This window comes from Streptomyces sp. Tue6028, assembly GCF_002300165.1.
GTDB classification, from domain to species: Bacteria; Actinomycetota; Actinomycetes; order Streptomycetales; family Streptomycetaceae; genus Streptomyces; species Streptomyces siamensis.
The window spans coordinates 44,091-67,497 of record NZ_MLCE01000021.1 but is presented as its reverse complement, the minus strand read 5'-3'; the positions used below and the strand labels follow the sequence as shown (position 1 = coordinate 67,497).

The following is a 23,407-nucleotide window of genomic DNA, read 5'->3' as shown; positions in this document are numbered from 1 at the left end:
GTCCGGTCACCTGCCGGGTGCACTGGGGGCATGACGACACAGGAACTTCTGCTGCCCGCCACTCACCGAGCGTTGTTGCACCGTATTGCCGTAGCGCAGAGCGAGGGGCGGGCGCCGTCGCTGGTCGCGGCGGTCGTCCGGGGCGGGGAGACCGTGTGGCACGGGGCCAGGACCTCGGTGGACGGACACGGTCCGGACGAGAACGTGCAGTACCGGATCGGCTCCATCACCAAGACCTTCACCGCCGTCCTGGTCCTGCGTCTGCGCGACGAGGGTGTACTGGATCTCGGTGATCCGCTGGAGAAGCACCTGCCGGGCACGGGGGCAGGGGAGGTCACCGTCGCCGAACTGCTCGCGCACACCGGCGGGTTGGCCGCCGAGTCTCCCACGCCCTGGTGGGAGCGCACACCGGGTTCACTGCGCCCCGAGCTCGCGGATGTCCTGGGTGAGCAGCCCTTCCGGCATTCCGTCGGGCGGCGGCACCACTACTCGAACCCCGGCTTCACGCTGTTGGGCGCGCTGGTCGAGGAGCTGCGCGGCGCCCCGTGGGAAGAGGTGCTGCGGCGGGAAGTGCTCGAACCGCTGGGCCTGCACCGCACGAGCGGTCGGCCCGAGATGCCGCACGCGGGCGGCTGGGCGGTGCATCCCTGGGCGGATGTGGTGATACCGGAGCCCGCGGAGGACCTCGGCAGGATGGCCCCGGCGGGTCAATTGTGGTCCACCACCGGTGACCTGGCGCGCTTCGCCGTCTTCCTCGCCCGGGGTGACGACCGGGTGCTGAGCGCCGACTCCGTACGGGAGATGCGGACGCCCGCCGCTCCGCCTGAGACGGCGGACCTGGCGGCGGGGTCCGGCTACGGCCTCGGCATGCAGATCGCGCACCGCGACGGCCGGACCCTGGTGGGGCACTCCGGTTCGCTGCCCGGGTTCCTGGCGGGCCTCGCGATCGGTGTGGTCGACGACGTCGCGGCGGTCGTGCTCACGAACTGCACCTCGGGCCCAGCCGCGTTCACCGTGGCCGCCGATCTCGTGCGGATCGTGGCGGAGGCCGAGCCGAGGATTCCCGAACCCTGGCGGCCGGTGGCCGAGGCCGACAGCGCCGTCCTGGAACTGGTGGGGCAGTGGTACTGGGGGACTCAGGGGTTCGGGCTGCGGTGGTCGGCCGACGGCCGGCTCTCGCTGGAGCCGCTGTCCGGTGTCGGCCGCGGCGCGCACTTCCGGCCGAACGCCGACGGAACCTGGACGGGACTCGACGGCTACTACGCGGGGGAGGTCCTGCGGGCCGTACGGCGCCCTGACGGCTCGGTGAGCCATCTGGACCTCGGTTCGTTCGTGTTCACCCGTCAGCCGTACGACGACGGGTCTTCCGTGCCGGGTGGAGTGGATCCGGAGGGCTGGCGGGGGATCCAGTAGCCGACGCCATGAGGGAGGCGGCCCGTTTCACGTGAAACGGGCCGCCTCTGTCCTCTGTGCGTCTCAGAGGGGGAGTTTGAAGCCGACGTGCGAAGCAGTGAAGCCGAGACGCTCGTAGAAGCGATGGGCGTCGGTGCGGGTGACGTCGGAGGTCAGCTGGACCAACTGGCAGTCCTGGCGCCGGGATTCCCCGATCGCCCATTCAATGAGCTGGGTTCCCAGGCCGCTGCCGCGCTCGTCGGCGTGGATGCGCACGCCTTCGATCACGGAGCGCGTCGCCCCCTTGCGTGACAGCCCCGGGATCACCGTGAGCTGAAGCGTTCCGACCACGCGGCGCTCGCGCACGGCGACCATCAGATGCTGATTCGGGTCACCGCTCAGGCGCTCCAGGGCGTCGAGATACGGGCTCAGGTCGTCGGGTGACTCACGTTGCGCGCCGAGCGGGTCGTCCGCGAGCATCGCGACGATCTCAGGCACGTCGTCGGCGATCGCGGCACGTATTTCAAGATCTCCCATGAGCGCACCCTACGCAGGTGCCAGGGGCTGCACCGGCACGCTCGCCGACTCCACGACCCGGACCAGCGGCGCCAGTTCCGGGTTCTTCGCGGCCTCGTCGAGTGCCTCCCGCAAAGCGGCGTCATTGGTGGGCCGGGCCTCGTCGAGGAGCTGGAGTCCCGCCTCGCTGACGTTCGTGTAGATGCCGCGGCGGTCGGTCGGGCACAGGTAGCGCGAGAGCAGCCCACGGTCCTCGAGGCGGGTGACGAGCCGCGTGGTGGCGCTCTGGCTCAGCACGACCGCGTCGGCGACCTGCTTCATCTGGAGATGGCCGCCTTCGCCGTCGTGCTGCCGGCTCAGGACGTCGAGCAGCGAGTACTCCCGCACGCTCAGGTCGTGCTCGGCCTGCAGCGCTCGCTCGATGTGGGCCTCGATCCTCCCGTGCAGCAGGGAGAGAGCGCACCAGCCCTGAGCGAGGGCGGTGAGCGCGGGGTCCGTGGCTGTCATGGCGTTTTCCTCCGTCCCGGAGCGGCTGAAGCCCAGGATAGACCACAATCGAAATATCCCGCGGTTGCAAATAGCCCGCGTCTGCAACTATTGTGGACGCACGCAAAGCGCTCCTGCAATCTTTTGGGAAGGTGTACCCCACCATGCCTCTCGCGCTTCTGGCCCTCGCGATCGGGGCCTTCGGAATCGGAACGACCGAGTTCGTGATCATGGGCGTACTGCCCGAGGTCGCGGGTGACTTCGGTGTCTCCATCCCCACAGCCGGTCTGCTGGTGACCGGATATGCCCTCGGCGTGGTGATCGGAGCCCCGATCATGACCGCGTTCGGTACACGGGTGTCCCGTAAGCGGATGCTGATGCTGCTCATGGGGCTGTTCGTGATCGGCAACCTGCTCTCCGCCGTCGCGCCGGCCTTCGGGCTGATGCTGGTGGGACGAGTGATCGCCTCCCTCGCTCACGGCGCCTTCTTCGGCATCGGGTCCGTGGTGGCCGCCGAGCTGGTCGCGCCGGAGAAGAAGGCCGGCGCGATCGCCATGATGTTCAGCGGTCTCACCATCGCCAATGTCGTCGGTGTCCCGCTGGGCACACTGATCGGGCAGTCGGCGGGCTGGCGCGTCACCTTCGCGGGCGTCGCGGCGCTCGGTGTGATCGGGCTGCTGGGCATCGCCAAGCTGGTCCCCGAGATGCCCAAGCCGGAGGGTGTGCACCTGCGGCACGAGCTGGCCGCCTTCAAGAACGTCCAGGTCCTGCTGGCCATGGCGATGACCGTGCTCGGCTTCGGCGGCGTCTTCGCGGCCATCACCTACATCGCGCCGATGATGACGCATGTCGCGGGCTTCGCCGACGGCTCCGTCACCTGGCTGCTGGTCCTGTTCGGCCTCGGCATGGTCGGCGGGAACCTGATCGGCGGCAGGTTCGCCGACCGCTCGCTGATGCCGATGCTCTACGTCTCCCTGGGCGGTCTCGCGATCGTGCTCGCCCTGTTCACCGTCACCGCGCACAACAAGATCCTCGCGGCCGTCACGATCGCTCTGATCGGAGCACTGGGCTTCGCCACCGTGCCGCCGCTGCAGAAGCGCGTCCTCGACCAGGCGCACGGCGCCCCCACCCTCGCCTCGGCCGTGAACATCGGCGCCTTCAACCTCGGCAACGCCCTCTCGGCCTGGCTCGGCGGTCTCGTCATCGCGGCCGGCCTGGGCTACACCGCTCCCAACTGGGTCGGCGCCGTACTCGCCGCGAGCGCCCTCGTCCTCGCCGTCGTCTCGGCCGCGCTGGAGCGCCGTACGAAGACGTCCAGCGCCGTCGTCGCCGGCGCCGCGCCGGCCGAGCAGCGGGCCGCAGTCCATCACTGACCCGAGCCGATCACGGAGCGAGGCCAGGGCCGTCCCCGCTCCCGCCGGCTCAGCACCACCCCGCAACACCCCCGAGAAGGAGAAGACCCCTCATGAGCACCACCACTGCCGTCGCCCCGCTGACCATCGAGGACGCCGAGGTTCTCGTCACTGCGGCCCGCCGCGCAGCCGAGGCGGCCGGTGTCCGAGTCAGCGTCACCGTCCTCGACGCGGGCGGTCACCTGCTCGCCTTCCGACGTGACGACCAGGCCGTGCTGATCTCCGGCGAGACCAGCACCCGCAAGGCCTATACGGCGCTCCAGTTGAACTCCGCCACGGCCGACCTCATCGACGCGGTTCAGCCCGGAGGTCTCTTCCACACGCTGCCGACCGCACTCGACCGTCCCCTGCTGTTCATCGCGGGTGGCGTCCCGGTCCACCGTGACGGACGGCTGATCGGCGCGATCGGGGTCGGCGGCGGCATGCCGGACCAGGACCACGGTTTCGCCTCCGCCGCGGTCGAGACGCTCGTCTGACACGGGCCGACCGGCGAAGCTCCGGCCCAGGTCAGCTCCGACCGAGGCAGGCCACGCTCCGGCCCAAGTCCTGCCCGGCGCGGGCCGTTCGGCTCCCCGGCAGGCATCGACGAGGAAGTGCCGGCCCCACCATCTGGTGGGGCCGGCACTTCCCTGTGCGCATGCGGAGGAGCACTCGGCCGGCCGGTCCGCGATCACGGCCCGGCATCCGCTCCGGACGCGAGGTGTCCCGTCCGGTCCCTGCTACCCGGCGGCCACCGTCAGGGGCGCGAAGCGTCGCGTCCAGTCCCCGGGCAGCTCCGGGATTCCGTAGGTCATGACCGCGTTGAAGGCGACGGACGCGAGGCCGCGCTCCTTCACCCACGACAGCAGCTCGTCGTGTCGCACGTCGATATCGGTACGCAGCGGACGGTCGCTGTGGGCGGCGAGCGAGGCGATGAGGGCCTTCGCCGTCTCCGTGTCGCGAGCGATCAGCGGGCCGACCACGTGGTTGTCCATGTTGGGCCAGGCCGCTCCGTACCCGATGATCCGGCCGCCCTCCTCGGCGACGCGCAGCTGATCGGAGAAGGCCGGCAGCCGCGTGATCATGTGGGTGCGATCGGCGCCGAAGACCTCCTCGTCCAGCCGGAGAATCGTGGAGAGATCCTCGGCGGTGGCCGCACGCGTGAAGACGTCGGGCGCCCGCCCGTCCGGAGTGAAGACTCCACGGACCATCTCGGCGCTGCCGGTGACCTTGAAACCCAACTCCTCGTAGAGCGGGCGGCCGTACGGGGTCGCGTGCAGGGTCAGCGGCGTGGTGCCCATCTCGGTGACGACATGGCGCATGAGCCGACGTCCGACACCCTTGCGGGCATGACGCTCGGCGACGAGCACCATGCCGATCGCGCCCAGTGCAGGTCGCTCCCGCGGGCCGTACTCGGTCACGACGCACGCGGTGACGAGGCCGCCGTCGGGGTCGTCGATCCCGTAACCGGTTCCCGCCGCGAGCAGGAGACCCCACTTGTGTTCCTCGCGGGGCCACCCCCGGTTCTCGGACAGGTCGGCACAGGCGGTGAGATCGCGAGGCGTCAGGCGGCGGACGGGCAGATCGGCGAGGGAAAGTGTCGACACGCAGGTCAGGCTGTCCGACCTGCAGCCCTGGCGTCCACCGGTTTGCGGCCGGATGTACGTGCTTTTGGCCACGCCATACGCAGCCGCACAACACGCGGACAGATGTTTCACGTGAAACAACGCGGACAGGGGCATTCCAGCGTTGCCGTTTGCCGAATCGGTGGAACTGGCGGAAATTGCCGACATCGCATCCAAGGTGGAGATCGCGAAGTGGCCATGTGAAGGGTTCGGGGAGGTCCAGGGTGATCTGTCAGGCGCGCGAATGCCGGTGAATTGGCCAGCCCTGCACGGCAATTGAGCGACATCGATGGATCGCCCCCGGGCCGTTTTGCGGGGAGGACGGAGAGGACTTGTGCCTGGGGCGCCTGCCGGTATGGTCGACTCCGGTTCACCTCCGCCGAGACGTAGGTATGTCCTCACGGGGCTGAACGCAGGCCAATGCAGCCTAACGGGACGGAGAGATCGAAGACCCGCATTTTCCGTTGTGCGACCGGGCGTTGACGCCGCGTGGCATGCTGCGGTGAGTCCAGTGCGGCCAATGTCACATTCTCTCCTTACTTGTCCGTACGCGACAGGAATGTGGGTTCAATGTGGCCGCATTGGCCGACGGGGACTGAACAGGGAAAGAGGGCGAGCCGTCTGCGGGGGAAAGCAGGCATCTTCCGACCGCGGAGGTGCGCAGACCGATCGAAAGATGTTCGAGGCGAGGCACACCATGGACGCTCCGACCACGGCGTCGGCCGACAAGGGCACTTCCGGCGGCAACGGCGGGGGCGGTTGGTTCACACCGCGCCAGGAACCTGCGCCCGCCGACGGTGATCAGGGGGCATCCGACGGCCGTCGGCTCGCAGCGATGCGCCCCGTCGGCCGGCCCACCACGCCGCAGAGCGAGCCCGCCCAGGAAGCGGACCAACGGACGCCGCCCACGGCGCCGGCCGCGCAGGAACGAATATCCCCGTCGCCGCAGGCTCCCCGTGGCGCGGCACCCCATGCGCCACAGGCCCCCCGTGACGGGGCACCGCAGAACCCGTACCAAGGGGCGCCGTACGCGCCCCGGCGTCCCGAGCCGGAGCCCGCCGGCGGAGCCGCGCAACCCGCGTCAGGGGCCTCGCAGCCCGCGTACGGCTCTCCCCGGCCCGCATACGGCGCCCCGCAGCCGGAATCCGTTCCTGCCCCGCGAGCGCCCGGACAGACGCCCTCCCCGGCGCCCGGCCCGAAGGCGTCGCCCGACGCCGTGCTGATCCGCCGGACCATGGCGGAGGTCGGCCCGGTGGCCGACAAGGTCACCTCCTACTTCTACGCGCTGCTGTTCGTGCGCCACCCGCAGCTGCGCCAGCTGTTCCCCGCCGCGATGGACACGCAGCGGGACCGGCTTCTCAGGGCCCTGCTGACCGCCGCCGAGCACATCGACAACACCGAAGTCCTCGTGGCGTATCTGCAGAACCTCGGCCGTGGACACCGCAAGTACGGCACCAGACCGGAGCACTACCCGGCCGTCGGCGAGTGCCTCATCGGCTCGCTCAGCAGGTATGCCTCAGGGAGCTGGGACGCCGAGACGGAGGCGGCCTGGGTGCGCGCGTACACGACGATCTCCCAGGTCATGATCGACGCGGCGGCAGCGGACGAACTGCTCGCGCCTGCCTGGTGGTACGCCGAGGTGGTCTCGCACGATCTGCGGACCCCGGATGTCGCGGTCGTCACCGTCCGCCCCGACCAGCCCTATCCGTTTCTCGCCGGCCAGTACACGAGCTTGGAGACGCCGTGGTGGCCGCGGATCTGGCGCCACTACTCCTTTGCCTCGGCTCCCCGCCCCGACGGGCTGCTGTCGTTCCATGTGAAGGCGGTTCCGGCGGGCTGGGTGTCCAACGCCCTGGTGCACCGCGCCCGGCCCGGCGACATCATCCGGCTCGGCCCGCCGGCCGGTTCGATGACCGTCGACCACACCACCGACAGCGGTCTGCTCTGTCTGGGCGGCGGCACCGGCATCGCGCCGATCAAGGCCCTGGTCGAGGATGTCGCCGAGCACGGTGAGCGACGCCCGGTCGAGGTGTTCTACGGCGCCCGCACCGACCACGACCTGTACGACATCGACACGATGCTGCGGCTTCAGCAGAGCCACCCCTGGCTCGCCGTACGGCCGGTCGTCGACCAGCAGGCCCACCTTCAGCTGCCGGACGTCGTCCGCGAATACGGGCCGTGGAACGAGTACGACGCGTATCTATCGGGCCCTCCCGGGATGATCCGCAGCGGTGTGGACGCGCTGAGAGACATCGGCATCCCGTCGGACCGCATCCGCCACGACTCGGTGGAGGAACTCGTGACGGCCGGAGACTGAACACGTCTCGGCCGGGACGGCGTGGATCCGCCTCCCGGCCAGGACGGTTCGACGATCCTCCGGCCCGCGAGGGTCAGCCCAGGTCGGGCGCGTGCATCGCCCGTACACCCTCGATGTTCCCGTCGAGATAGTGCCGCAGGGACAGCGGCACGAGGTGGACGGAGGCGATGCCGACCCGCGTGAACGGCACGCGGACGATCTCGTACTCGCCGATCGGCTCGTCCACCTCAGGGCCGTGTCTCTGAGACAGGTCCATGGACTCCAGGCGGCAGACGAAGAAATGCTGCACCTTCACGCCGGTCGCGCCGCCGTCGTCGCCGATGTGCTCGACGGTGTCGACGAAGCAGGGCACTACATCGGTGACCTTGGCGCCGAGCTCCTCGTGCACCTCGCGGTGGAGGGCGTCGACGACGGTCGAGTCCTCCGGTTCGACCCCGCCGCCGGGTGTGAGCCAGTAGGGATCGACGCCGGGCTTGGTGCGCTTGATCAGGATCAGGTCGTCACCATCGAGCAGGATGGCGCGGGCGGTGCGCTTGACCACGGGTCGGACGGTCATGGGAGAAATGTGGCCCGGCTGGTTCCACGTGAAACATCGCGACGCCCCCGAACTGCCGCGACGAGTTGTCAGGCCCAGTCGGCAGCGGCCCGCAGCAGCCACTCGTGCGCCCGGGCGATGTGCGGCATGGCCAGCGTCCCCGTGCGCACCACCAGAAAGTAGGTGCGCAGCGGCGGCACGGCCGGGTCGAGCAGCGCCACGACGTCGCCACGCTCCAGCGCCTCGGTGCACAGATACCGGGGCAGGACGGCGAGGCCCGCACCCGCGGCCGCACAGGCCAGGACGGCCCGCAGGTCCGGGACGACGACGGTGCCGGAGGCGGCGGGGCGGGAGTCGAAGACGGACGCCCAGTAGCGGGCGACGAGGGGCAGCGACTCGTGCACCTCGACGATCGGGAGGTCCTCCAGCGCGTGGGCGCCCTTGCGGCGCAGCTTCCCGGCGCCCACCCGGGCCATCCAGCGCGGAGCGGCGACCAGGACGTGCTCTTCGTCGCAGAGCGGAGTCGCGGTCAGCAGAGCACCGCGTGGGCGGGCCGTCGTGATGGCCAAATCATGATGTCCGGCAGCAAGCCCTTCCAGGGTCTCCTCGGCGTTGCCGAAGGAGGCGCGCAGCGCCAGGCCCTGGCCGTCGTCGCCGATCAGCTCGGTGAGCGCGGGCAGTGCCCGCTCTGCGGTGAACTCCGGCGGCCCGGCGAGATGAAGGGTGCGCAAGGACGAGTCCTCGTCGAGGCCGGTCTCGGTGATCTCCACGAGGGCGTCGAGGTGCGGTGCCGCCTTGTGGGCCAGTTCGTCGCCGATGGTCGTGGGGGTCACCCCACGGGCCTGGCGCAGGAACAACGGCCGCCCCAACTGCCGCTCCAGCGTGCGGATCTGCGAGGTGACGGCAGGCTGGGAGAGCCCGAGCAGTGCGGCGGCGCGGGTGAAGGAACCGGCCCGGTGCACCGTCACGAACGTGCGCAGCAAGGCCAAATCCATGGTGCCCCTCCCCTCCCAGCACCCCCGCGCGAGCCCTAACTATAAATAAGTCGATAGGTCGCTGTCGCTACAGTGATTGGACACTGACACAGAGTCAACTAGCCTTGGTCGCGCGGTTCTTCGCGCGCAGAACCGGGACGGTCCGAGCCACGAGGGGGGAGGCTCGGACCGTCCGTCGTGCGGAGCGGAGCCCCGGTCCCGCGGCCGCGCACGACGTCCCGGCTCGGCGATCGCTCAGAAGGCCTTCACTCCGCGGACTCGTCGAGTGCCCGCAGCAGGTCCGCCACCAAGTCCTCCGGGTCCTCCGCACCGACGGAGAGGCGGACAAAGCCTTCCGGCACCGCGTCTCCGCCCCAGCGTCCCCGCCGTTCCGCCGTGGACCGGACACCGCCGAAGCTCGTCGCGTCGTCCACCAGACGCAGCGCGTCGAGAAAACGGTCGGCACGCGCGCGCGTGGACAGCGTGAAGGACACCACGCATCCGAACCGCCGCATCTGCTGAGTGGCGATCTTGTGCGAGGGGTCGTCGGGCAGACCGGGATAGCGCAGCCCGGACACCTCGGGCCGCTCCCGCAGGGCCTCGGCGACGATCAGGGCGCTGGAGGTCTGCCGGTCGGCGCGCAGCTGGAGGGTGGCGAGCGAGCGGTGCGCGAGCCAGGCCTCCATGGGACCGGGGATCGCGCCGACGATCTTCCGCCAGCGCTTCACCGGAACCATCAGCGCGCCGTCGCGGGCGCTGACGTACCCCAGCAGGACGTCGCCGTGCCCGGTGAGCATCTTGGTGCCGCTCGCGACCGAGAAGTCCGCGCCGAGCTCCAGCGGGCGCTGTCCGAGCGGAGTGGCCAGGGTGTTGTCGACGGCGACGAGCGTGCCCTGCGCGTGGGCCGCCGTGACCAGCCGCCGGATGTCGCACACGTCCAGGCCCGGGTTCGACGGCGTCTCGATCCACAGCAGCTTCGCGCCGTCGAGCACCTCCAGCTGGGCGTCGCCGGCGGTCGGGGCGGTGCGCACCTCGATGCCGTACGCGGTCAGCTGCTCGCGCACCAGCGGGAGCACCTGATAGCCGTCGTCGGGCAGGACCACGACGTCGCCGGCGCGCAGCTGCGAGAAGAGGACGGCGGAGATGGCGGCCATGCCCGAGGGGAAGGCGAGGGTCTCGACGCCGTCCTGCCCGGGGGCCTCCAGCTCGCCGATGGCGCGCTCCAGGAGTGTCCAGGTCGGGTTCTCGTCGCGGCCGTAGGCGTACGGGCCGGTGGGATCGCCGGGCAGGTGGAAGTGCGCGGCGAAGACCGGTCCCGGAAGCGTCGGCTCGTACTTGACGGGCTCGGGCAGCCCAGCCCGCACCGCGCGCGTGCCGTCACCGCTCGGCGCGACGAAATCCCCTGAGGTCATGAGACCTGTCCCTCCACTTGCTCCTGTACAGCGGCGAGCAGACCGACGCTCGCCGCCTCCACCATCTCAAGACACTCCTCGAAGCCGTCCATACGTCCGTAATACGGATCCGGGACATCCGGATCGTCGCCCGCGGCGGGGTCGTACGACCGCAGCAGCCTGACCTTGTCGGCGTCCTCGGGGGTGGGCGCGAGACGGCGCAGCGCCTTCAGGTGGCCGGAGTCGAGGGCGACGACGAGGTCGAGGCGGGAGAACCACGAGGCCTGGAACTGCCGGGCGGTGTGGTCGCTCCCGTAGCCGTGCGCCTCCAGGACGGCGACGGTCCGCGGGTCGGCGCCGTCGCCCTCGTGCCAGCCGCCCGTACCCGCGCTGTCGACCTCGACGAGCTGATCGAGCCCGGCTTCTTCCACACGGGCGCGGAAGACGGACTCCGCCATCGGGGAGCGGCAGATGTTGCCGGTGCAGACGAAACAGACGCGATAGGGCATGGGTACTCAGTCCTTGCCGTCGGGCAGCACGACGTTGAGCGCCCAGGACACGACGGAAATGATCAGACCGCCCAGGACGGCGGTCCAGAAGCCCTCGACGTGGAAGCTCAGGTCGAGCTTGTCGGCCAGCCACGAGGTGAGCAGCAGCATCAGTGCATTGACCACGAGCGTGATCAGGCCGAGCGTGAGAATGAAGAGCGGGAAGGTCAGGATCTGCACGATGGGCTTGACCAGGAAGTTCACCAGGCCGAAGACCAGCGCGACGAGCAGCAGCGTGCCGACCTTCTTGCCGGTGCTGTCCCCCGTGAGGGTGATCTTGTCGAGCAGCCACACCGCGACGGCCAGGGCCCCCGCGTTGGCGAGTGTCTTGACTACGAAATTCTTCATGTGTCTGATCGTGGCAGAAGAGATCGACTGGCGAGCAGGCTGTGCGCACAGCTTGTGGGGTACGAGAGCGGACAAGAGCGATGAAGGCATTCCGGCTGGACGAACTGGAGGCGGAACGCGCCGCCAACGAAGGCGCCTACCTGCAGTTCCTGCGCGAGCGGAACATGTCGGTCGGCCTCTACGCGCTCGACGCGGGTGAGCTCGACCCACAGAAGCCGCACCAGCAGGACGAGGTGTACTTCGTGGTGAGCGGGCGGGCCTCGATCACGGTCGGACTGGAGACCACGCAGGTGGCGCGCGGCAGCGTCGTCTACGTACCCGCGGGCGTCGCCCACAAGTTCCACCACATCACCGAGGATCTGAGGGTCCTGGTGGTGTTCTCTCCGCCCGAGAGCTGACCGCGGCCTCAGGGTTCCCTAGGGGAACGGTCAGGGGAGGACAAGGGGTGCGAGGCCCCTGTACGCGTCTCTCCCGGCCTAGCATCGAAGCAGGACATCGGAGAACCCGGAATCACGGCCCCGGACTTGGGGCGACGGGCGAAGAGAGGTAAGGACGAGGGCGATGCGAGAGATCTTCAGCGGTATGCCGTGGTGGGTGAAGTGGGTCGCGGTGCCGGTCATCGCCCTGGTCGTGTTCGGCGGCCTGATAGCCAGCGTCGTCGGATTCGTCATCGGCCTGCTCTTCAAGCTGCTGATCTTCGTCGCGCTGGTCGGCGGACTGATCTACATCGTGCGGAAGTTCATGGCGGGCTCGTCGTCCCGCAGCGACTGGTGAGACGCGAGAGGGTGAGCGTGGGGTAACGGGTGCGCCGGGAAAGGGAACTCCAGGTTCCCTCGCCCGAGGGAAGTTTCCCGGTGAGGCCGTCTGCGAGCGGTGACAGACGGTTAAAGTCCGGAGCTCGACGCGGGGCCGGCCCCCGCGGGCAGCGCACAGCCCCCTCCCGTGTTCCCCCGCACGGGCGGTTCCCCTCGCGCTTCGGGAGTGCCCCTTGGCCACGGTTGACACCGCACCCGCACAATCACCTGCTCCCCCCGTCCAGCGGTCGGGCGGACCCACGGCGTCACGCGTTCCGCCGACCCAGCCCCTCACCACCCCCGGCGAGACCCGCGCCGCACACGTCCCGCCCGTGGAGTCGAACTCCACCACCCTGATCGGCTCGGTGCAGCGCGCGATGCGGCTCCTGGAGGCGGTGGCGTCGCGCGAGCACGGGGCGCCCGCCAAGCAGCTGGCCCGGGAGGCCGGGCTCGCGCTGCCGACGGCGTACCACCTGCTGCGCACCCTGGCCCACGAGGGCTATCTGCGCCGGGACAAGGGACTCTTCTTCCTAGGGGAGTCGGCCGAGCGGCTGAGCAGCAGTGGAGCGCAGCAGAAACGTCGCAGCACGATGAGTGACGCACTGGCGCACTGGCGCGATGCGATCGGCGTGCCCGTCTACTACGCGAACTACCGGGACGGCGAGATCGACGTCATCTGCGTCGCCGACAGCCCGGCCACCCCCGCCGTCGAGGAGTGGGCCGACTTCCGCGAGACCGGCCACGCCCACGCGATCGGCCAGTGCCTGCTGTCCCAGCTGGACGACAAGGCCCGCCGTGACCACCTCGACCGCTATCCGGTGCAGTCGATCACCCCGTACACGGTGCGTGACAACGACAGCCTGTTGCGGCGCCTGGAGCGGACGGGGCGCATGGAGCCGGTCATCGAGCGGCAGGAGTACGCGCTGGGCACGGTCTGCGCCGCCATCCCCATCACAGCGGGCAGCACGGCCGCGACGATGGCCATTTCCCTCCCTTCCCATCAGGCCGAGCGGTTGCTACCCGCCGCACGCCAATTGCAGAGCGAGATCGGCCGGCTGCTAGGGACACTCGCGATCTCTATCAGTATCTGAAAACTCACTCCTTGTGATCTCTCGTGCACGTTCTGCAAGATTCCAGCAGTGTCAGGGGGACGATTCCTGGCCAGGACGACGGCAAACGACGGGGTAGGCGATGCGCGAGTCGGTACAGGCAGAGGTCATGATGAGCTTCCTCGTGTCGGAGGAGCTCTCTTTCCGCATCCCTGTGGAACTGCGATACGAGACCTGTGATCCGTACGCGGTGCGGCTGACCTTCCATCTGCCTGGCGATGCGCCGGTGACCTGGGCGTTCGGGCGGGAATTGCTGATCGACGGTGTGGGGCGCCCGTGCGGTGACGGTGATGTGCGCATCGCGCCGGCCGATCCGGAGTCCCTCGGTGAGGTCCTGATCCGCCTTCAGGTGGGCGGTGACCACGCACTGTTCCGGTCCGGCGCCGCGCCGCTCGTCGCGTTCCTCGACCGCACCGACAAACTGGTTCCGCTCGGGCAGGAGCGTGCCCTGGCCGGCTTCGACACGCATCTCGACGAGGCCCTCGACCGCATCCTGGCGGAGGAGCAGAGCGCGGGCTGACGAACGTCCGCATCCTCAAGTGGAGTAACGCTTCCTCACCGTCGGCGCGGGGACTGATGGTTTCAGCGCTTACGGCGGCGACCGCCACCGCCGCGCACCGGCGTCCTGGCCCTCGCGGGCTCAGGCACGCTCTGCGCGGCCTCAGGGCGGTCGGCGGCGACCACCAGCGCGGCCAGCGCCGTGGTCACCGGCACGGAGGCGACCAGCCCGATCGAGCCGATCAGGGTGCGCACGATCTCCTCGGCGACGAGTTCGCTGTTGGCCACCGTGGCCACGCTGCTCTGCGCGATCGAGAAGAGCAGCAGCAGTGGCAGTGCGGCGCCCGCGTAGGCGAGGACGAGGGTGTTCACGACCGACGCGATGTGGTCACGGCCGATGCGGATGCCCGCGCGGTACAGGCCGCGCCGGCCCATCGTCGGATTCGCCTCGTGCAGCTCCCAGACCGCGGATGTCTGTGTGACGGTCACGTCGTCGAGGACACCGAGCGAACCGATGATGACGCCCGCGAGCAGCAGACCGCTCATGTCGATGGACGGATACAGGCCATGGATCAGGCCGGTGTTGTCGTCGGTGTTGCCGGTCAGCGCCGCCCATCCGATGAAGGCGGAGCCGAGCACACCGATCAGCACCAGCGAGAGCAGCGTGCCGATGACGGCCACCGATGTGCGGGCCGAGAGACCATGACACATGTAGAGGGCGATCAGCATGATGGCGCTGGAGCCGACGACCGCCACGATCAGCGGGTTCGAGCCTTCCAGGATCGCCGGCAGGATGAAGAACGTCAGGATCAGGAAGCTGATGGCCAGCGCGACCAGCGCCATGACGCCGCGCATCCGGCCCACGACCACGACGACGACCGCGAAGATCCCGGCGAGCAGGGTCAGGGGGAACTTCCGGTTGACGTCGGTGACCGAGTACTGGAGGTCCTTCGGCGCCGACGGCTCGTACGCGACGACGACCTTCTGTCCCTCGTGCAACTGCCGGGTCTGGTCGGGCTGAATGATCTCCGTGAACGTGCGGCCCTCGTCCTTGCCGGTGTCGATCCGGATCGTGGCCTTCTTGCACTCCCCCTTCGCCCGCTGCTGCGTGGACGACCCCTGGGCGGTGGAGTTGTCGCCGCTCGGCGCCTGCCCCGCGGCGTTCACCGCCTTGCAGTCCACCTCGTCGACCTGGGTGACCGTCGCCTGCTGTGTCTGCCGGTCGAAGCCGACGCCGGTCCGCTCGTGGGACGGAGCGCCACCGGGCCAGAGCACCAGGAGACCCACGACGACCGCTGCCGCGAAGGGGATCAGCACCGCGGCGATGACCTTGCGCAGGTGGCGGGAGACGGGTGCGGCCGGGCCGTGGCTGTGACTGTGCGAGTGGCCATGGCCTCCGCCGGGGCCGTGTCCGTGCCCTCCGCCGGGACTGTCGTCGTGACCGTCGCCCGGACCGCCGCCGTGCCCGTTGCCGGGACCGTGGCCATGCCCGCCGCCTGGTCCACGGCCACCGCCGGATCCGCGTCCGGAGCCGCCACCGGGGCCATGCCTGCGGCCGTCGCCGGAGGCTGCACCGCGCGGCGGCTCGGACGGCGGGAACGGGGACTGCTGCGTCGTGGTCACCGACCGATCATCGCAAGAACGGCAGGGGCCCTCTGTTCACCGCGCCAGATATGACGCTAGCGTGGAGGCACCTTTGCACACGCGGGAGCTCGGAGCACCGGGCTGAGAGGGCGCTGACCTCCGCCTCATCGATGTTTCACATGAAACATCGACAGACGGAAGCCGCTGCGTCGACCGCCGAACCTGTTACCGGGTAATGCCGGCGTAGGGAGTAGGTCTCATGACCGACAAGGACGTACGCACGCCTGCCTCCAGCCAGACGGACGGGGCTTCTTCCCCGTCCTCGAACGGCGAGGCCGGGAAGTCCATCGGCTGGCACAAGGGGTACGTCGGGGGTCCGCGCCCCGATGTACGGGTGCCGGTCCGTCAGGTGCACCTCACCAACGGGCAGTCCGTCACGCTGTACGACACCTCCGGCCCGTACACCGATCCATCCGTCGACACCGATGTGCGCAGGGGCCTGGCGCCCCTGCGCGAGAACTGGATCATCGCCCGCGGCGACACCGAGGAATACGCGGGCCGCCCCGTCCGTCCCGAGGACGACGGGATCAAGCACACCTCACCGCGCGGGGGACTGCGCAACCTCGACGCCGTCTTCCCCGGCAGGCCGCGGCAGCCACGCCGGGGCCGGGACGGGCAGGCGGTCACGCAACTCGCTTACGCCCGCCGGGGCGAGATCACGCCCGAGATGGAATTCGTGGCGGTCCGCGAGAACGTCGAGCCCGAGGTCGTACGCGAGGAGATCGCCGCGGGGCGCGCGGTGCTTCCCGCGAACGTCAACCACCCGGAGATCGAGCCGATGATCATCGGCAAGCGGTTCCTGGTGAAGGTCAACGCCAACATCGGCAATTCGGCGGTCACTTCCTCCATCGAGGAGGAGGTCGAGAAGATGACCTGGGCGACCCGCTGGGGCGCGGACACGGTCATGGACCTGTCCACCGGCCGCAACATCCACACCACCCGCGAGTGGGTGCTGCGCAACTCCCCCGTGCCCATCGGCACCGTGCCGCTCTACCAGGCACTGGAGAAGGTCGACGGCCGCGCCGAGGAACTGACCTGGGAGATCTACAAGGACACGGTCATCGAGCAGGCCGAACAGGGCGTGGACTACATGACCGTCCATGCGGGTGTGCGGCTGCCGTATGTGCCGCTCACCGCGAACCGCAAGACCGGCATCGTCTCGCGCGGCGGCTCCATCATGGCCGCGTGGTGCCTCGCGCACCACAAGGAGTCGTTCCTGTACGAGAACTTCGAGGAGCTCTGCGAGATCCTCGCCGCGTACGACGTCACGTACTCGCTGGGCGACGGCCTTCGCCCGGGCTCGATCGCGGACGCCAACGACGAGGCGCAGTTCGCGGAGTTGCGCACGCTCGGGGAACTCAACACGATCGCCAAGCGTTTCCATGTTCAGACCATGATCGAGGGCCCGGGACATGTCCCGATGCACAAGATCAAGGAGAACATCGACCTTCAGCAGGAGATCTGCGATGAGGCTCCGTTCTATACGCTCGGCCCGCTGACCACGGACGTCGCGCCGGCGTACGACCACATCACCTCCGGTATCGGCGCCGCGATGATCGCCTGGTGGGGCACGGCCATGCTCTGCTACGTGACACCCAAGGAGCACCTGGGCCTGCCCAACCGTGACGACGTCAAGACCGGCGTCATCACCTACAAGATCGCCGCTCACGCCGCCGACCTCGCCAAGGGGCACCCGGGTGCACAGGAGTGGGACGACGCGCTGTCCGACGCCCGCTTCGAGTTCCGGTGGGAGGACCAGTTCAACCTGGCGCTCGACCCGGACACGGCACGCGAGTTCCACGACGAGACCCTGCCGGCCGAGCCCGCCAAGACGGCCCACTTCTGCTCCATGTGCGGGCCGAAGTTCTGCTCGATGAAGATCAGCCAGAGCATCACCGAGCGATTCGGTGGTGCGGCGGCCGAGGGGGCTTCTCCGGAGGAGATCGCCGAGGGGATGCTCCAGAAGTCGAAGGAGTTCGCGTCCAGCGGCAACCGGGTCTACCTGCCGATCGCGGACTGATCCGACGAGGGTCCCGCCGAGTGGCCCTTCCCTCCCGAAGGAGGGAGGGGCCGTCTCCCGCTCGTGGGCTGACGCGTCTTCAGTCGGCAGAAGCCCCTGGGCTGTCCGATGGGTACGGGTGTGCGTAGGGGGCGGTCCCGGGGACCGGTTCAGTTGGCAGACTGGGCCCATGACAGCCACATCCATGAGCAAAGGCGCCAATCTTCCCGTGGCCGCCGAGGCCGTGCAGGTCGTGCTCGGCTGGTCCGCCGGGCCTGGTGCGCCGGACGCCGATGCCTCGGCGCTCCTGCTCGGGGCGGACGGACGGGTGAGGGACGACGGGGACTTCGTCTTCTACAACCAGCCGCAGCACGCCTCCGGCGCCGTGCGTCACCTCGGGAAGCGTCAGGACGCCGGCGGCACGACGGACACCGTCGGGGTGGACCTGCGTGCCCTGGAGCCCGCCGTCCAACGTGTCGTGCTGGGAGCCTCGGCCGACGGCGGCACCTTCGGTCAGCTGTCGGGCCTGATGCTCAGGCTGCTGGACGCCGGGACGGGCCAGGAGCTCGCGCGTTTCGAGATGGAGGCCACGACGGAGACGGCGTTCATCGGCGGCGAGCTCTATCTGAGGGGCGGCCAGTGGAAGTTCCGCGCGGTCGGACAGGGCTACGACTCCGGACTGGCGGGCCTCGCCACCGACTTCGGGATCAGCGTGGACGAGGAGCCCGCCACCGCGGAGCCGGCCGTCCCCGATGCCGCGGCGATGGCCCACCAGACGCCGGTGCCCGCCGCTCCGCCCGCGCCGACGGCACCCCCGGCTCCGGTGCCCGCCGCGCCGCCGGCACCCCTGGCACCTCGTCCGCCCCTCCCCGCCACGGCGCCCGCGCCCGCTCCGCCGGTCGTGGGACCGCCGGTTCCCACGGCGCCGCAGGCCACCCCTCCTCGCCTGGTCAAGGGTGAGGAGCACCTGCCCGTGGACATGCGCAAGCGGCTGTCCCTGCGCAAGGAGCAGGTGGCCGTCAGCCTGCGCAAGCACGGCGCGGAGGGTGTCAGGGCCCGTGTCGTCCTGGTCCTCGACGCCTCGGGCTCGATGTCCTTCCTGTATTCGCGCGGCGTCGTGGCCGATGTGGTGGAGCGGATGGCCGCGGTGGCAGCGCAGCTCGACGACGACGGGGAGATGCAGGCGTGGACCTTCGCCTCCAACCCGGCCCGCCTGCCGGACCTGGTGCTGGGGGAACTGCCCGAATGGCTGGAGCTTCACGTCCGGGTAGGTGAGCTGACCCTGTTCCGGCGCAAGAAGCCGCGCAAGGGTCTGCGGCCGGGGCAGGTGGACATGCGCGCGGTGGGCATCCAGAACGAGGAGCAGAAGGTCATCGCCGAGGTGCGGTCGTTCGTCCGTGAGAACCCGGCCGCCGATCCCACGCTGGTGCTGTTCTTCTCCGACGGCGGCATCTACCGCAACAAGGAGATCGAGAACGAGCTGCGTGCGGCGGTGGAGGAGCCGATCTTCTGGCAGTTCGTGGGACTGGGGCGGTCGAACTACGGCGTGCTGGAGCGGTTCGACGCACTCCCCGACCGACGCGTCGACAATGTCGGCTTCTTCGCCGTCGACGACATCAGTACCGTGCCGGACCCGGAGCTGTACGACCGCTTGCTGTCCCAGTTCCCGGCCTGGATGAGCGCGGCACGGCGTCTGGGCATCGTCCGCGGCTGAGGCCGTGAGGCCGTGAGGCCGTGAGGCAATGAGGCCATGAGACCGAAGCCGTCGCACGGGGGCAGGAGGGCACGGGGACAGGCCCCGTGCGGGCCCGCGCCGCTGGAGCGCGGGCCCGGATTCCCCCGGCCGTCGGCCGACCGGGGTCCTACTCGGGCTGGTGCTCCGGTCCGCCGAAGTCCGGGCTGGTGAAGTCCGGACTGGAGAAGCTCGGGCGCGGTCCTGCCGACGGTCCGCCTTCGGGGCTGCTGAACCCCGGCCGGTTGTACCCGAGGTGCGGGATGCGGCTCGGCGCCGAGGCCTGGCGGCCCAGCGCGGCGGAGCCGGGATCGGCGAGGGCCTCCCGGAGGAACGGCAGGACGCCGCGCTCCAGCAGAGCGTCGTGCCACGCTTCCCTGGCCCGGACCACTTGTTCGCGCAGTTCGCCGCGGGCCTCGTCCGGAAGGGAGGACGAGCTGTTGCGCAATGCCGTCAGCAGCAGTCCGACCGCGGCGACCAGGATCGCGGCCGCCGTGACCGCGCCGAAGACCCACCCCGTGGTCAGGAGGGTCTTGGCGAACGCCGGCTCGGGGTCGAGCATCTTCAGGATGTACCCGACGAGCAGGAAGATCGCCGCTGCCGTGCCCGCGAGCACGGGCGCGAGCACCGCGACGACGGCGATGGCGCCGGCTCCGGCGGTCTCGGTGACCTCCCCCACGGTGGCGGCGAGCCCCATCGCGGTCGCGCCCGGCTCCGGGGAACCGACTTCCTCGCTCACGACCGGGTGGGACGACGCCGGGTTGCGCAGTTCCTCACGGGCCTTCACATAGTTCTGGTACTCGGTCGCCGCGGCCGCCGTGATGAGCGCGGTGGCGTTGAGTGCCATGGTGCGCAGTTGTTCGGGGTTGAGCCGCTGGCCGACAGCGGCGAGTTCCGGGCGGTGTGGTGCGGAGCGCAGCGCCTCGTCGAGGATCCGCTCGTATTCCTGGCGGTCCTCGCTCAGCAGGTGCTGCGGAACGCTGTTCATGTGCATCCCCCGATGCTCCGTAGGGCTGGTGGCTCGCACGCTGACGAGCCGTCGGGCAGAAACGGAGGGGAGCCTGCTACGGATAAGCCGATGGTAGAGCGGTGACGGCACGCCGTGACAGGGGGTTTCCAGAAATAGGCCCCTGGCTCGGCGCAGTCCTCCTGGGGGACGCCTGCCCGGCGAACGCTCAGGTATCCAGGGGAAGTTGCTGGACCAGCAGCTTTCCGGCCATGGTCACTCCGCCGTCCATCGCGATGGCCAGCCCGTCGGCGTACAGGTGGGGTCCTTCGACCACGGGGCCCGCGCCGTCCTCGCCGTCCTCGGAGCCGACCTCGCCCAGGAGGTACGGGATGGGGCTGTGACCATGGACGATGCGCTTGCCGCCGTAGGCGTTCAGCAGTTCGCGGACGGCCTCGGAACCGCCGTCGTCGCGGAAGGCGAAGCGCTTGGTCAACTTGCGGAACAGGTCCCAGCACTCGTCGGCGTCGTTGCGGGTGAGGGTTTCGCGGACGGTGTCGTTGACCGCTTCGATGGAGTCGCCGTAGTCGAGGTAGGCGGTCGTGTCCGAGTGGACCAGGAGGTGCCCGTCGACCAGTTCCATGGCGTCGAGCCGGGCCATCCACTGGAGGTGGTGGTCCTGGAGGCGGTCCATGTCGGTCTTCTGCCCGCCGTTGAGCAGCCAGGCGGCCTGGAAGGTGGCGGTGCCCGCGCCGGAGTTGACCGGGGTGTCGGCGAACCGCTTGGCGCCGAGGAGCAGCAACTCGTGGTTGCCCATGAGGGCCTTGCAGTAGCCGCCGGCCGCGGCGGCCTCGGCGGACAGCCGCATCACGAGGTCGATCACGCCGATGCCGTCGGGTCCGCGGTCGGTGAAGTCGCCGAGGAACCACAGGCGGGCGTTGCCCGCGGACCAGTTGCCCGAGGCGTCGACGAGGCCCCGCTCCTGGAGCGCCGCGACCAGCTGGTCCAGGAAGCCGTGCACGTCGCCGACCACGTACAGCGGGCCGGGTCCGTCGGCGGGCGTGGGGGCGGGCACGGCGGCCGGGTCGACGGTGACCTGGACGGTGTCGCCCCGGTTGATGACGGGGAGGTCCCGCTGCGTGGGCGTGTACTCCTCCGTGTAGTCCGTCCGGTAGTCCGTGGACGGGTACGCAGCCGATTCCGGGGTCTGGTGCTCGGCCGACTCCGGCGCCCGGCGCTCCGCCGCGTTCGCGGTCCGGTGCTCCGCCGTGTCCGGGGCCCGGCGCTCGGCCTGCTGCTGGTTCCGGTACTCGGCCGGGGCCGGGTTCCGGTACTCGCCCGGCTCCCCGGCGGGGCCGGTGGCCTCGCCAGGGGGAGTGCTGGGCGTGTACGGACCGGTCTCGTGGACGTACGCGGGCACCCGGAAGTCGCGCAACGTCGCCGTCCGCACCACCTCGGGTCCCTGACCGGCCCCCTGAGTCATCGACCCCTCCACCACCATCGCGCCGCATCTGCACCGGATCGGACTGCCTGGTCGCAGCGGCCCGCGGTGTCGTCCGCCCATCATAGGAATGCGGATCGCGCCATGTGATGACCCAGGGGTGGTGAATCGGAGCAGGAGCCCTGTTCACCGCGGTTTTCGCCCGAATTGGGCGGTGCTATCCCAGCCCTTTTGGTGGCGCCCCTTGTTTACGGGACGTCAACCCTCCTCGGGTGATCGTGGCGGACTGACCGTCGTGCGCGGCGAGCGGCGCTCCGAGGACGTCCGGACGATCAGTTCCGTGGGTATCACCTGCTCGACCGGATGGTCCGATTCGACCCCTTCGATGGCGTCGATGAGGAGCTGGACCACGGCCGTGCCGATGCGGCGCGGCTTGAGCGAGAGCGTGGTGATGGGCGGCTCGGTGTTGGCGTAGACGGTGGACTCGCTGCAGCAGACGAGCAGCAGGTCGTCCGGGACACGCAGGCCGTACCGGCGGGCCGCGGCCAGCAGGTCCGTGCCGTTCGGGTCGAAGAGCCCGTAGACGGCGTCGGGGCGGTCGGGCCGGGCGAGCAGCCGGTCGGCGGCGACGGCTCCGGCGCAGGGATCGTGCGCGGGGTAGGCCTCGTACACCGGATCCTGGCCCACCCGCTCGCACCAGTGCAGGTATGCGGTGGTGGAGAGATGGGTGTACGTGTCCGTGGTGGTGCCGGTGAGGAGGCCGATCCGGCGGGCGCCGGCGTCGGCCAGGTGGTCGAGGATGCCCAGGACCGCGGCCTCGTGGTCGTTGTCCACCCAGGCGGTGACCGGGAGCGAGCCCGCCGGGCGGCCGTCGGAGACGACGGGTAAGCCCTGGCGGACCAGTTCGCTGACGACCGGGTCCTGGTCGGACGGGTCGATGACCACGGTCCCGTCCAGGGCGACGTTCGACCACACGTCGTGGCGCGAGGTCGCGGGGAGGATCACCAGGGCGTAGCCCCGGGCCAGCGCGGCCGACGTCGCGGCTCTGGCCATCTCCGCGAAGTACGCGAACTCGGTGAAGGTGAAAGGTTCATCCCCGTACGTCGTCACGGTCAGGCCGATCAGCCCCGACTTGCCGGTACGGAGGGTTCGGGCCGCGGCCGACGGGCGATAGCCCAGCCGGTCGGCGACCTCGCGGACATGGCGTCGGGTGGCGTCCGGGAGCCGGCCCTTGCCGTTGAGGGCGTCGGACACAGTCGTGATGGAGACCCCTGCGGCCGCAGCCACGTCTCTGATGCCCGCCCGGCCCGGTCGACCGCCTCGGCGGGAGGTCTCCGCCCGGCTCACCTGGTGCTTCCCTGCTGCTGTCATGGCGAGCCGATAGTAGGGCTCATGCGGTGGGGTAGTGCGGACGCATATGCGCGCGTTGACAGGCACGTTTCTGCATGGTCGAAAGGGAGCAACAACCTTAGAAAACAAGTCAGTTGAACGATCCAATGGCAGTACGTGACTTGTCGACACGCACAGGCCTGCCAAGGGGGCCATGTTTCGAAGAGGTCTCAACTCACCTTCACGAGGGATGCGCGCCACGGCGTGAGCCACCGGCGCGTGCGTGCCCGAGTGACGCGCCCCCCTTTTCGTGCACCTTCGTACAAGGATGACCGTGGGGTCGCCCGGAGGCGGCGGACGGTCCGGCGCGGGTTGCCGCCCGGTTGTCCACA

Annotated in this window: 22 protein-coding genes; 10 read left to right on the top strand and 12 right to left on the bottom strand. The window is 69.9% G+C overall.

Features of this window, described 5'->3' with window-relative positions; all coding sequences use genetic code 11:
• Positions 1 to 30: 30 nt before the first annotated feature.
• Positions 31 to 1,413 carry a serine hydrolase domain-containing protein gene (locus BKI49_RS18680; protein ID WP_095935420.1) on the top strand — a complete coding sequence of 461 codons (1,383 nt, stop codon included), beginning with the start codon at positions 31 to 33 and terminating at the stop codon, positions 1,411 to 1,413.
• A gap of 63 nt (positions 1,414 to 1,476) precedes the next feature.
• Here BKI49_RS18680 and BKI49_RS18675 read toward each other — a convergent pair whose 3' ends face one another.
• The gene (locus BKI49_RS18675) at positions 1,477 to 1,929 is read right to left on the bottom strand and encodes a GNAT family N-acetyltransferase (protein WP_095935419.1); all 453 of its coding nucleotides are present in this window, start codon (positions 1,927 to 1,929) and stop codon (positions 1,477 to 1,479) included.
• 9 nt (positions 1,930 to 1,938) lie between these two features.
• On the bottom strand, positions 1,939 to 2,415 hold the full coding sequence (locus BKI49_RS18670; RefSeq protein ID WP_095935418.1) for a MarR family winged helix-turn-helix transcriptional regulator: 477 nt from the start codon (positions 2,413 to 2,415) through the stop codon (positions 1,939 to 1,941).
• 143 nt (positions 2,416 to 2,558) lie between these two features.
• Here BKI49_RS18670 and BKI49_RS18665 point away from each other — a divergent pair, with 143 nt between their 5' ends.
• Together BKI49_RS18665 and BKI49_RS18660 are read left to right on the top strand one after the other, a co-directional pair.
• The gene (locus tag BKI49_RS18665) at positions 2,559 to 3,767 is read left to right on the top strand and encodes an MFS transporter (protein WP_095935417.1); all 1,209 of its coding nucleotides are present in this window, start codon (positions 2,559 to 2,561) and stop codon (positions 3,765 to 3,767) included.
• A gap of 92 nt (positions 3,768 to 3,859) precedes the next feature.
• The gene (locus tag BKI49_RS18660; protein ID WP_095935416.1) at positions 3,860 to 4,282 is read left to right on the top strand and encodes a GlcG/HbpS family heme-binding protein; all 423 of its coding nucleotides are present in this window, start codon (positions 3,860 to 3,862) and stop codon (positions 4,280 to 4,282) included.
• A gap of 243 nt (positions 4,283 to 4,525) precedes the next feature.
• Here BKI49_RS18660 and BKI49_RS18655 read toward each other — a convergent pair whose 3' ends face one another.
• Positions 4,526 to 5,392 carry a GNAT family N-acetyltransferase gene (locus BKI49_RS18655; protein WP_095935415.1) on the bottom strand — a complete coding sequence of 289 codons (867 nt, stop codon included), beginning with the start codon at positions 5,390 to 5,392 and terminating at the stop codon, positions 4,526 to 4,528.
• Positions 5,393 to 6,086: 694 nt separating this feature from the next.
• Between BKI49_RS18655 and BKI49_RS18650 the strand changes: the two genes are divergently transcribed.
• Complete coding sequence (locus BKI49_RS18650; RefSeq protein ID WP_095935414.1) at positions 6,087 to 7,727, top strand: globin domain-containing protein; 1,641 nt, start codon at positions 6,087 to 6,089, stop codon at positions 7,725 to 7,727.
• Between the two features lie 73 nt (positions 7,728 to 7,800).
• Here BKI49_RS18650 and BKI49_RS18645 read toward each other — a convergent pair whose 3' ends face one another.
• The 5 genes from BKI49_RS18645 to BKI49_RS18625 form a co-directional block, all read right to left on the bottom strand.
• Positions 7,801 to 8,283: an NUDIX domain-containing protein gene (locus BKI49_RS18645; protein ID WP_095935413.1), complete on the bottom strand. Its 483-nt coding sequence runs from the start codon at positions 8,281 to 8,283 to the stop codon at positions 7,801 to 7,803.
• 68 nt (positions 8,284 to 8,351) lie between these two features.
• Positions 8,352 to 9,257 carry a LysR family transcriptional regulator gene (locus BKI49_RS18640; protein ID WP_095935412.1) on the bottom strand — a complete coding sequence of 302 codons (906 nt, stop codon included), beginning with the start codon at positions 9,255 to 9,257 and terminating at the stop codon, positions 8,352 to 8,354.
• Positions 9,258 to 9,502: 245 nt separating this feature from the next.
• Positions 9,503 to 10,648 (bottom strand): cystathionine gamma-lyase, encoded by a 1,146-nt coding sequence (locus tag BKI49_RS18635; protein WP_095935411.1) that lies wholly within the window; start codon positions 10,646 to 10,648, stop codon positions 9,503 to 9,505.
• Complete coding sequence (locus tag BKI49_RS18630) at positions 10,645 to 11,136, bottom strand: low molecular weight protein-tyrosine-phosphatase (RefSeq protein ID WP_095935410.1); 492 nt, start codon at positions 11,134 to 11,136, stop codon at positions 10,645 to 10,647. The genes BKI49_RS18635 and BKI49_RS18630 overlap by 4 nt, the downstream gene beginning before the upstream one ends.
• A gap of 6 nt (positions 11,137 to 11,142) precedes the next feature.
• A complete protein-coding gene (locus BKI49_RS18625; RefSeq protein WP_095935409.1) occupies positions 11,143 to 11,523 on the bottom strand; it encodes a phage holin family protein in 381 nt (126 codons plus the stop codon).
• Positions 11,524 to 11,603: 80 nt separating this feature from the next.
• On the opposite strand from BKI49_RS18625, the gene BKI49_RS18620 reads away from it, so the two are divergent.
• From BKI49_RS18620 to BKI49_RS18605, 4 genes are all read left to right on the top strand, one after another.
• Positions 11,604 to 11,921, top strand: a complete 318-nt coding sequence (locus BKI49_RS18620) for a cupin domain-containing protein (RefSeq protein WP_028804066.1) — start codon at positions 11,604 to 11,606, stop codon at positions 11,919 to 11,921.
• 163 nt (positions 11,922 to 12,084) lie between these two features.
• Positions 12,085 to 12,297: a DUF5326 family protein gene (locus BKI49_RS18615; RefSeq protein WP_028804065.1), complete on the top strand. Its 213-nt coding sequence runs from the start codon at positions 12,085 to 12,087 to the stop codon at positions 12,295 to 12,297.
• 385 nt (positions 12,298 to 12,682) lie between these two features.
• Positions 12,683 to 13,408, top strand: coding sequence for an IclR family transcriptional regulator (locus BKI49_RS18610; RefSeq protein ID WP_095935779.1), 726 nt, complete (start codon positions 12,683 to 12,685; stop codon positions 13,406 to 13,408).
• Positions 13,409 to 13,508: 100 nt separating this feature from the next.
• The gene (locus tag BKI49_RS18605) at positions 13,509 to 13,946 is read left to right on the top strand and encodes an SsgA family sporulation/cell division regulator (RefSeq protein WP_095935408.1); all 438 of its coding nucleotides are present in this window, start codon (positions 13,509 to 13,511) and stop codon (positions 13,944 to 13,946) included.
• A 62-nt stretch (positions 13,947 to 14,008) separates the two neighbouring features.
• On the opposite strand, the gene BKI49_RS18600 is transcribed toward BKI49_RS18605, so the two are convergent.
• Positions 14,009 to 15,547: a YibE/F family protein gene (locus BKI49_RS18600; RefSeq protein WP_095935407.1), complete on the bottom strand. Its 1,539-nt coding sequence runs from the start codon at positions 15,545 to 15,547 to the stop codon at positions 14,009 to 14,011.
• A gap of 220 nt (positions 15,548 to 15,767) precedes the next feature.
• On the opposite strand from BKI49_RS18600, the gene thiC reads away from it, so the two are divergent.
• Together thiC and BKI49_RS18590 are read left to right on the top strand one after the other, a co-directional pair.
• Complete coding sequence (gene thiC, locus BKI49_RS18595; protein ID WP_095935406.1) at positions 15,768 to 17,588, top strand: phosphomethylpyrimidine synthase ThiC; 1,821 nt, start codon at positions 15,768 to 15,770, stop codon at positions 17,586 to 17,588.
• 169 nt (positions 17,589 to 17,757) lie between these two features.
• Complete coding sequence (locus BKI49_RS18590) at positions 17,758 to 19,281, top strand: VWA domain-containing protein (protein ID WP_095935405.1); 1,524 nt, start codon at positions 17,758 to 17,760, stop codon at positions 19,279 to 19,281.
• A 148-nt stretch (positions 19,282 to 19,429) separates the two neighbouring features.
• On the opposite strand, the gene BKI49_RS18585 is transcribed toward BKI49_RS18590, so the two are convergent.
• The 3 genes from BKI49_RS18585 to BKI49_RS18575 all read right to left on the bottom strand — a co-directional run bounded on the left by BKI49_RS18585 (position 19,430) and on the right by BKI49_RS18575 (position 23,057).
• Positions 19,430 to 20,293, bottom strand: coding sequence for a hypothetical protein (locus BKI49_RS18585; RefSeq protein ID WP_095935404.1), 864 nt, complete (start codon positions 20,291 to 20,293; stop codon positions 19,430 to 19,432).
• A 181-nt stretch (positions 20,294 to 20,474) separates the two neighbouring features.
• Complete coding sequence (locus tag BKI49_RS18580) at positions 20,475 to 21,728, bottom strand: metallophosphoesterase (RefSeq protein ID WP_257004857.1); 1,254 nt, start codon at positions 21,726 to 21,728, stop codon at positions 20,475 to 20,477.
• A gap of 216 nt (positions 21,729 to 21,944) precedes the next feature.
• A complete protein-coding gene (locus tag BKI49_RS18575; protein WP_078629357.1) occupies positions 21,945 to 23,057 on the bottom strand; it encodes a LacI family DNA-binding transcriptional regulator in 1,113 nt (370 codons plus the stop codon).
• Between the last annotated feature and the right edge of the window lie 350 nt (positions 23,058 to 23,407).

What these genes read in the sequence shown, in the direction of transcription:
- BKI49_RS18680 (WP_095935420.1), top strand. Translation starts at nt 31, where the DNA reads ATGACGACACAGGAACTTCTGCTGCCCGCCACTCACCGAGCGTTGTTG.
- BKI49_RS18675 (WP_095935419.1), bottom strand. Translation starts at nt 1,929, where the DNA reads ATGGGAGATCTTGAAATACGTGCCGCGATCGCCGACGACGTGCCTGAG.
- BKI49_RS18670 (WP_095935418.1), bottom strand. Translation starts at nt 2,415, where the DNA reads ATGACAGCCACGGACCCCGCGCTCACCGCCCTCGCTCAGGGCTGGTGC.
- BKI49_RS18665 (WP_095935417.1), top strand. Translation starts at nt 2,559, where the DNA reads ATGCCTCTCGCGCTTCTGGCCCTCGCGATCGGGGCCTTCGGAATCGGA.
- BKI49_RS18660 (WP_095935416.1), top strand. Translation starts at nt 3,860, where the DNA reads ATGAGCACCACCACTGCCGTCGCCCCGCTGACCATCGAGGACGCCGAG.
- BKI49_RS18650 (WP_095935414.1), top strand. Translation starts at nt 6,087, where the DNA reads ATGTTCGAGGCGAGGCACACCATGGACGCTCCGACCACGGCGTCGGCC.
- BKI49_RS18645 (WP_095935413.1), bottom strand. Translation starts at nt 8,283, where the DNA reads ATGACCGTCCGACCCGTGGTCAAGCGCACCGCCCGCGCCATCCTGCTC.
- BKI49_RS18640 (WP_095935412.1), bottom strand. Translation starts at nt 9,257, where the DNA reads ATGGATTTGGCCTTGCTGCGCACGTTCGTGACGGTGCACCGGGCCGGT.
- BKI49_RS18635 (WP_095935411.1), bottom strand. Translation starts at nt 10,648, where the DNA reads ATGACCTCAGGGGATTTCGTCGCGCCGAGCGGTGACGGCACGCGCGCG.
- BKI49_RS18630 (WP_095935410.1), bottom strand. Translation starts at nt 11,136, where the DNA reads ATGCCCTATCGCGTCTGTTTCGTCTGCACCGGCAACATCTGCCGCTCC.
- BKI49_RS18625 (WP_095935409.1), bottom strand. Translation starts at nt 11,523, where the DNA reads ATGAAGAATTTCGTAGTCAAGACACTCGCCAACGCGGGGGCCCTGGCC.
- BKI49_RS18620 (WP_028804066.1), top strand. Translation starts at nt 11,604, where the DNA reads ATGAAGGCATTCCGGCTGGACGAACTGGAGGCGGAACGCGCCGCCAAC.
- BKI49_RS18615 (WP_028804065.1), top strand. Translation starts at nt 12,085, where the DNA reads ATGCGAGAGATCTTCAGCGGTATGCCGTGGTGGGTGAAGTGGGTCGCG.
- BKI49_RS18605 (WP_095935408.1), top strand. Translation starts at nt 13,509, where the DNA reads ATGCGCGAGTCGGTACAGGCAGAGGTCATGATGAGCTTCCTCGTGTCG.
- thiC (WP_095935406.1), top strand. Translation starts at nt 15,768, where the DNA reads ATGACCGACAAGGACGTACGCACGCCTGCCTCCAGCCAGACGGACGGG.
- BKI49_RS18590 (WP_095935405.1), top strand. Translation starts at nt 17,758, where the DNA reads ATGACAGCCACATCCATGAGCAAAGGCGCCAATCTTCCCGTGGCCGCC.
- BKI49_RS18585 (WP_095935404.1), bottom strand. Translation starts at nt 20,293, where the DNA reads ATGCACATGAACAGCGTTCCGCAGCACCTGCTGAGCGAGGACCGCCAG.
- BKI49_RS18580 (WP_257004857.1), bottom strand. Translation starts at nt 21,728, where the DNA reads ATGACTCAGGGGGCCGGTCAGGGACCCGAGGTGGTGCGGACGGCGACG.
- BKI49_RS18575 (WP_078629357.1), bottom strand. Translation starts at nt 23,057, where the DNA reads ATGACAGCAGCAGGGAAGCACCAGGTGAGCCGGGCGGAGACCTCCCGC.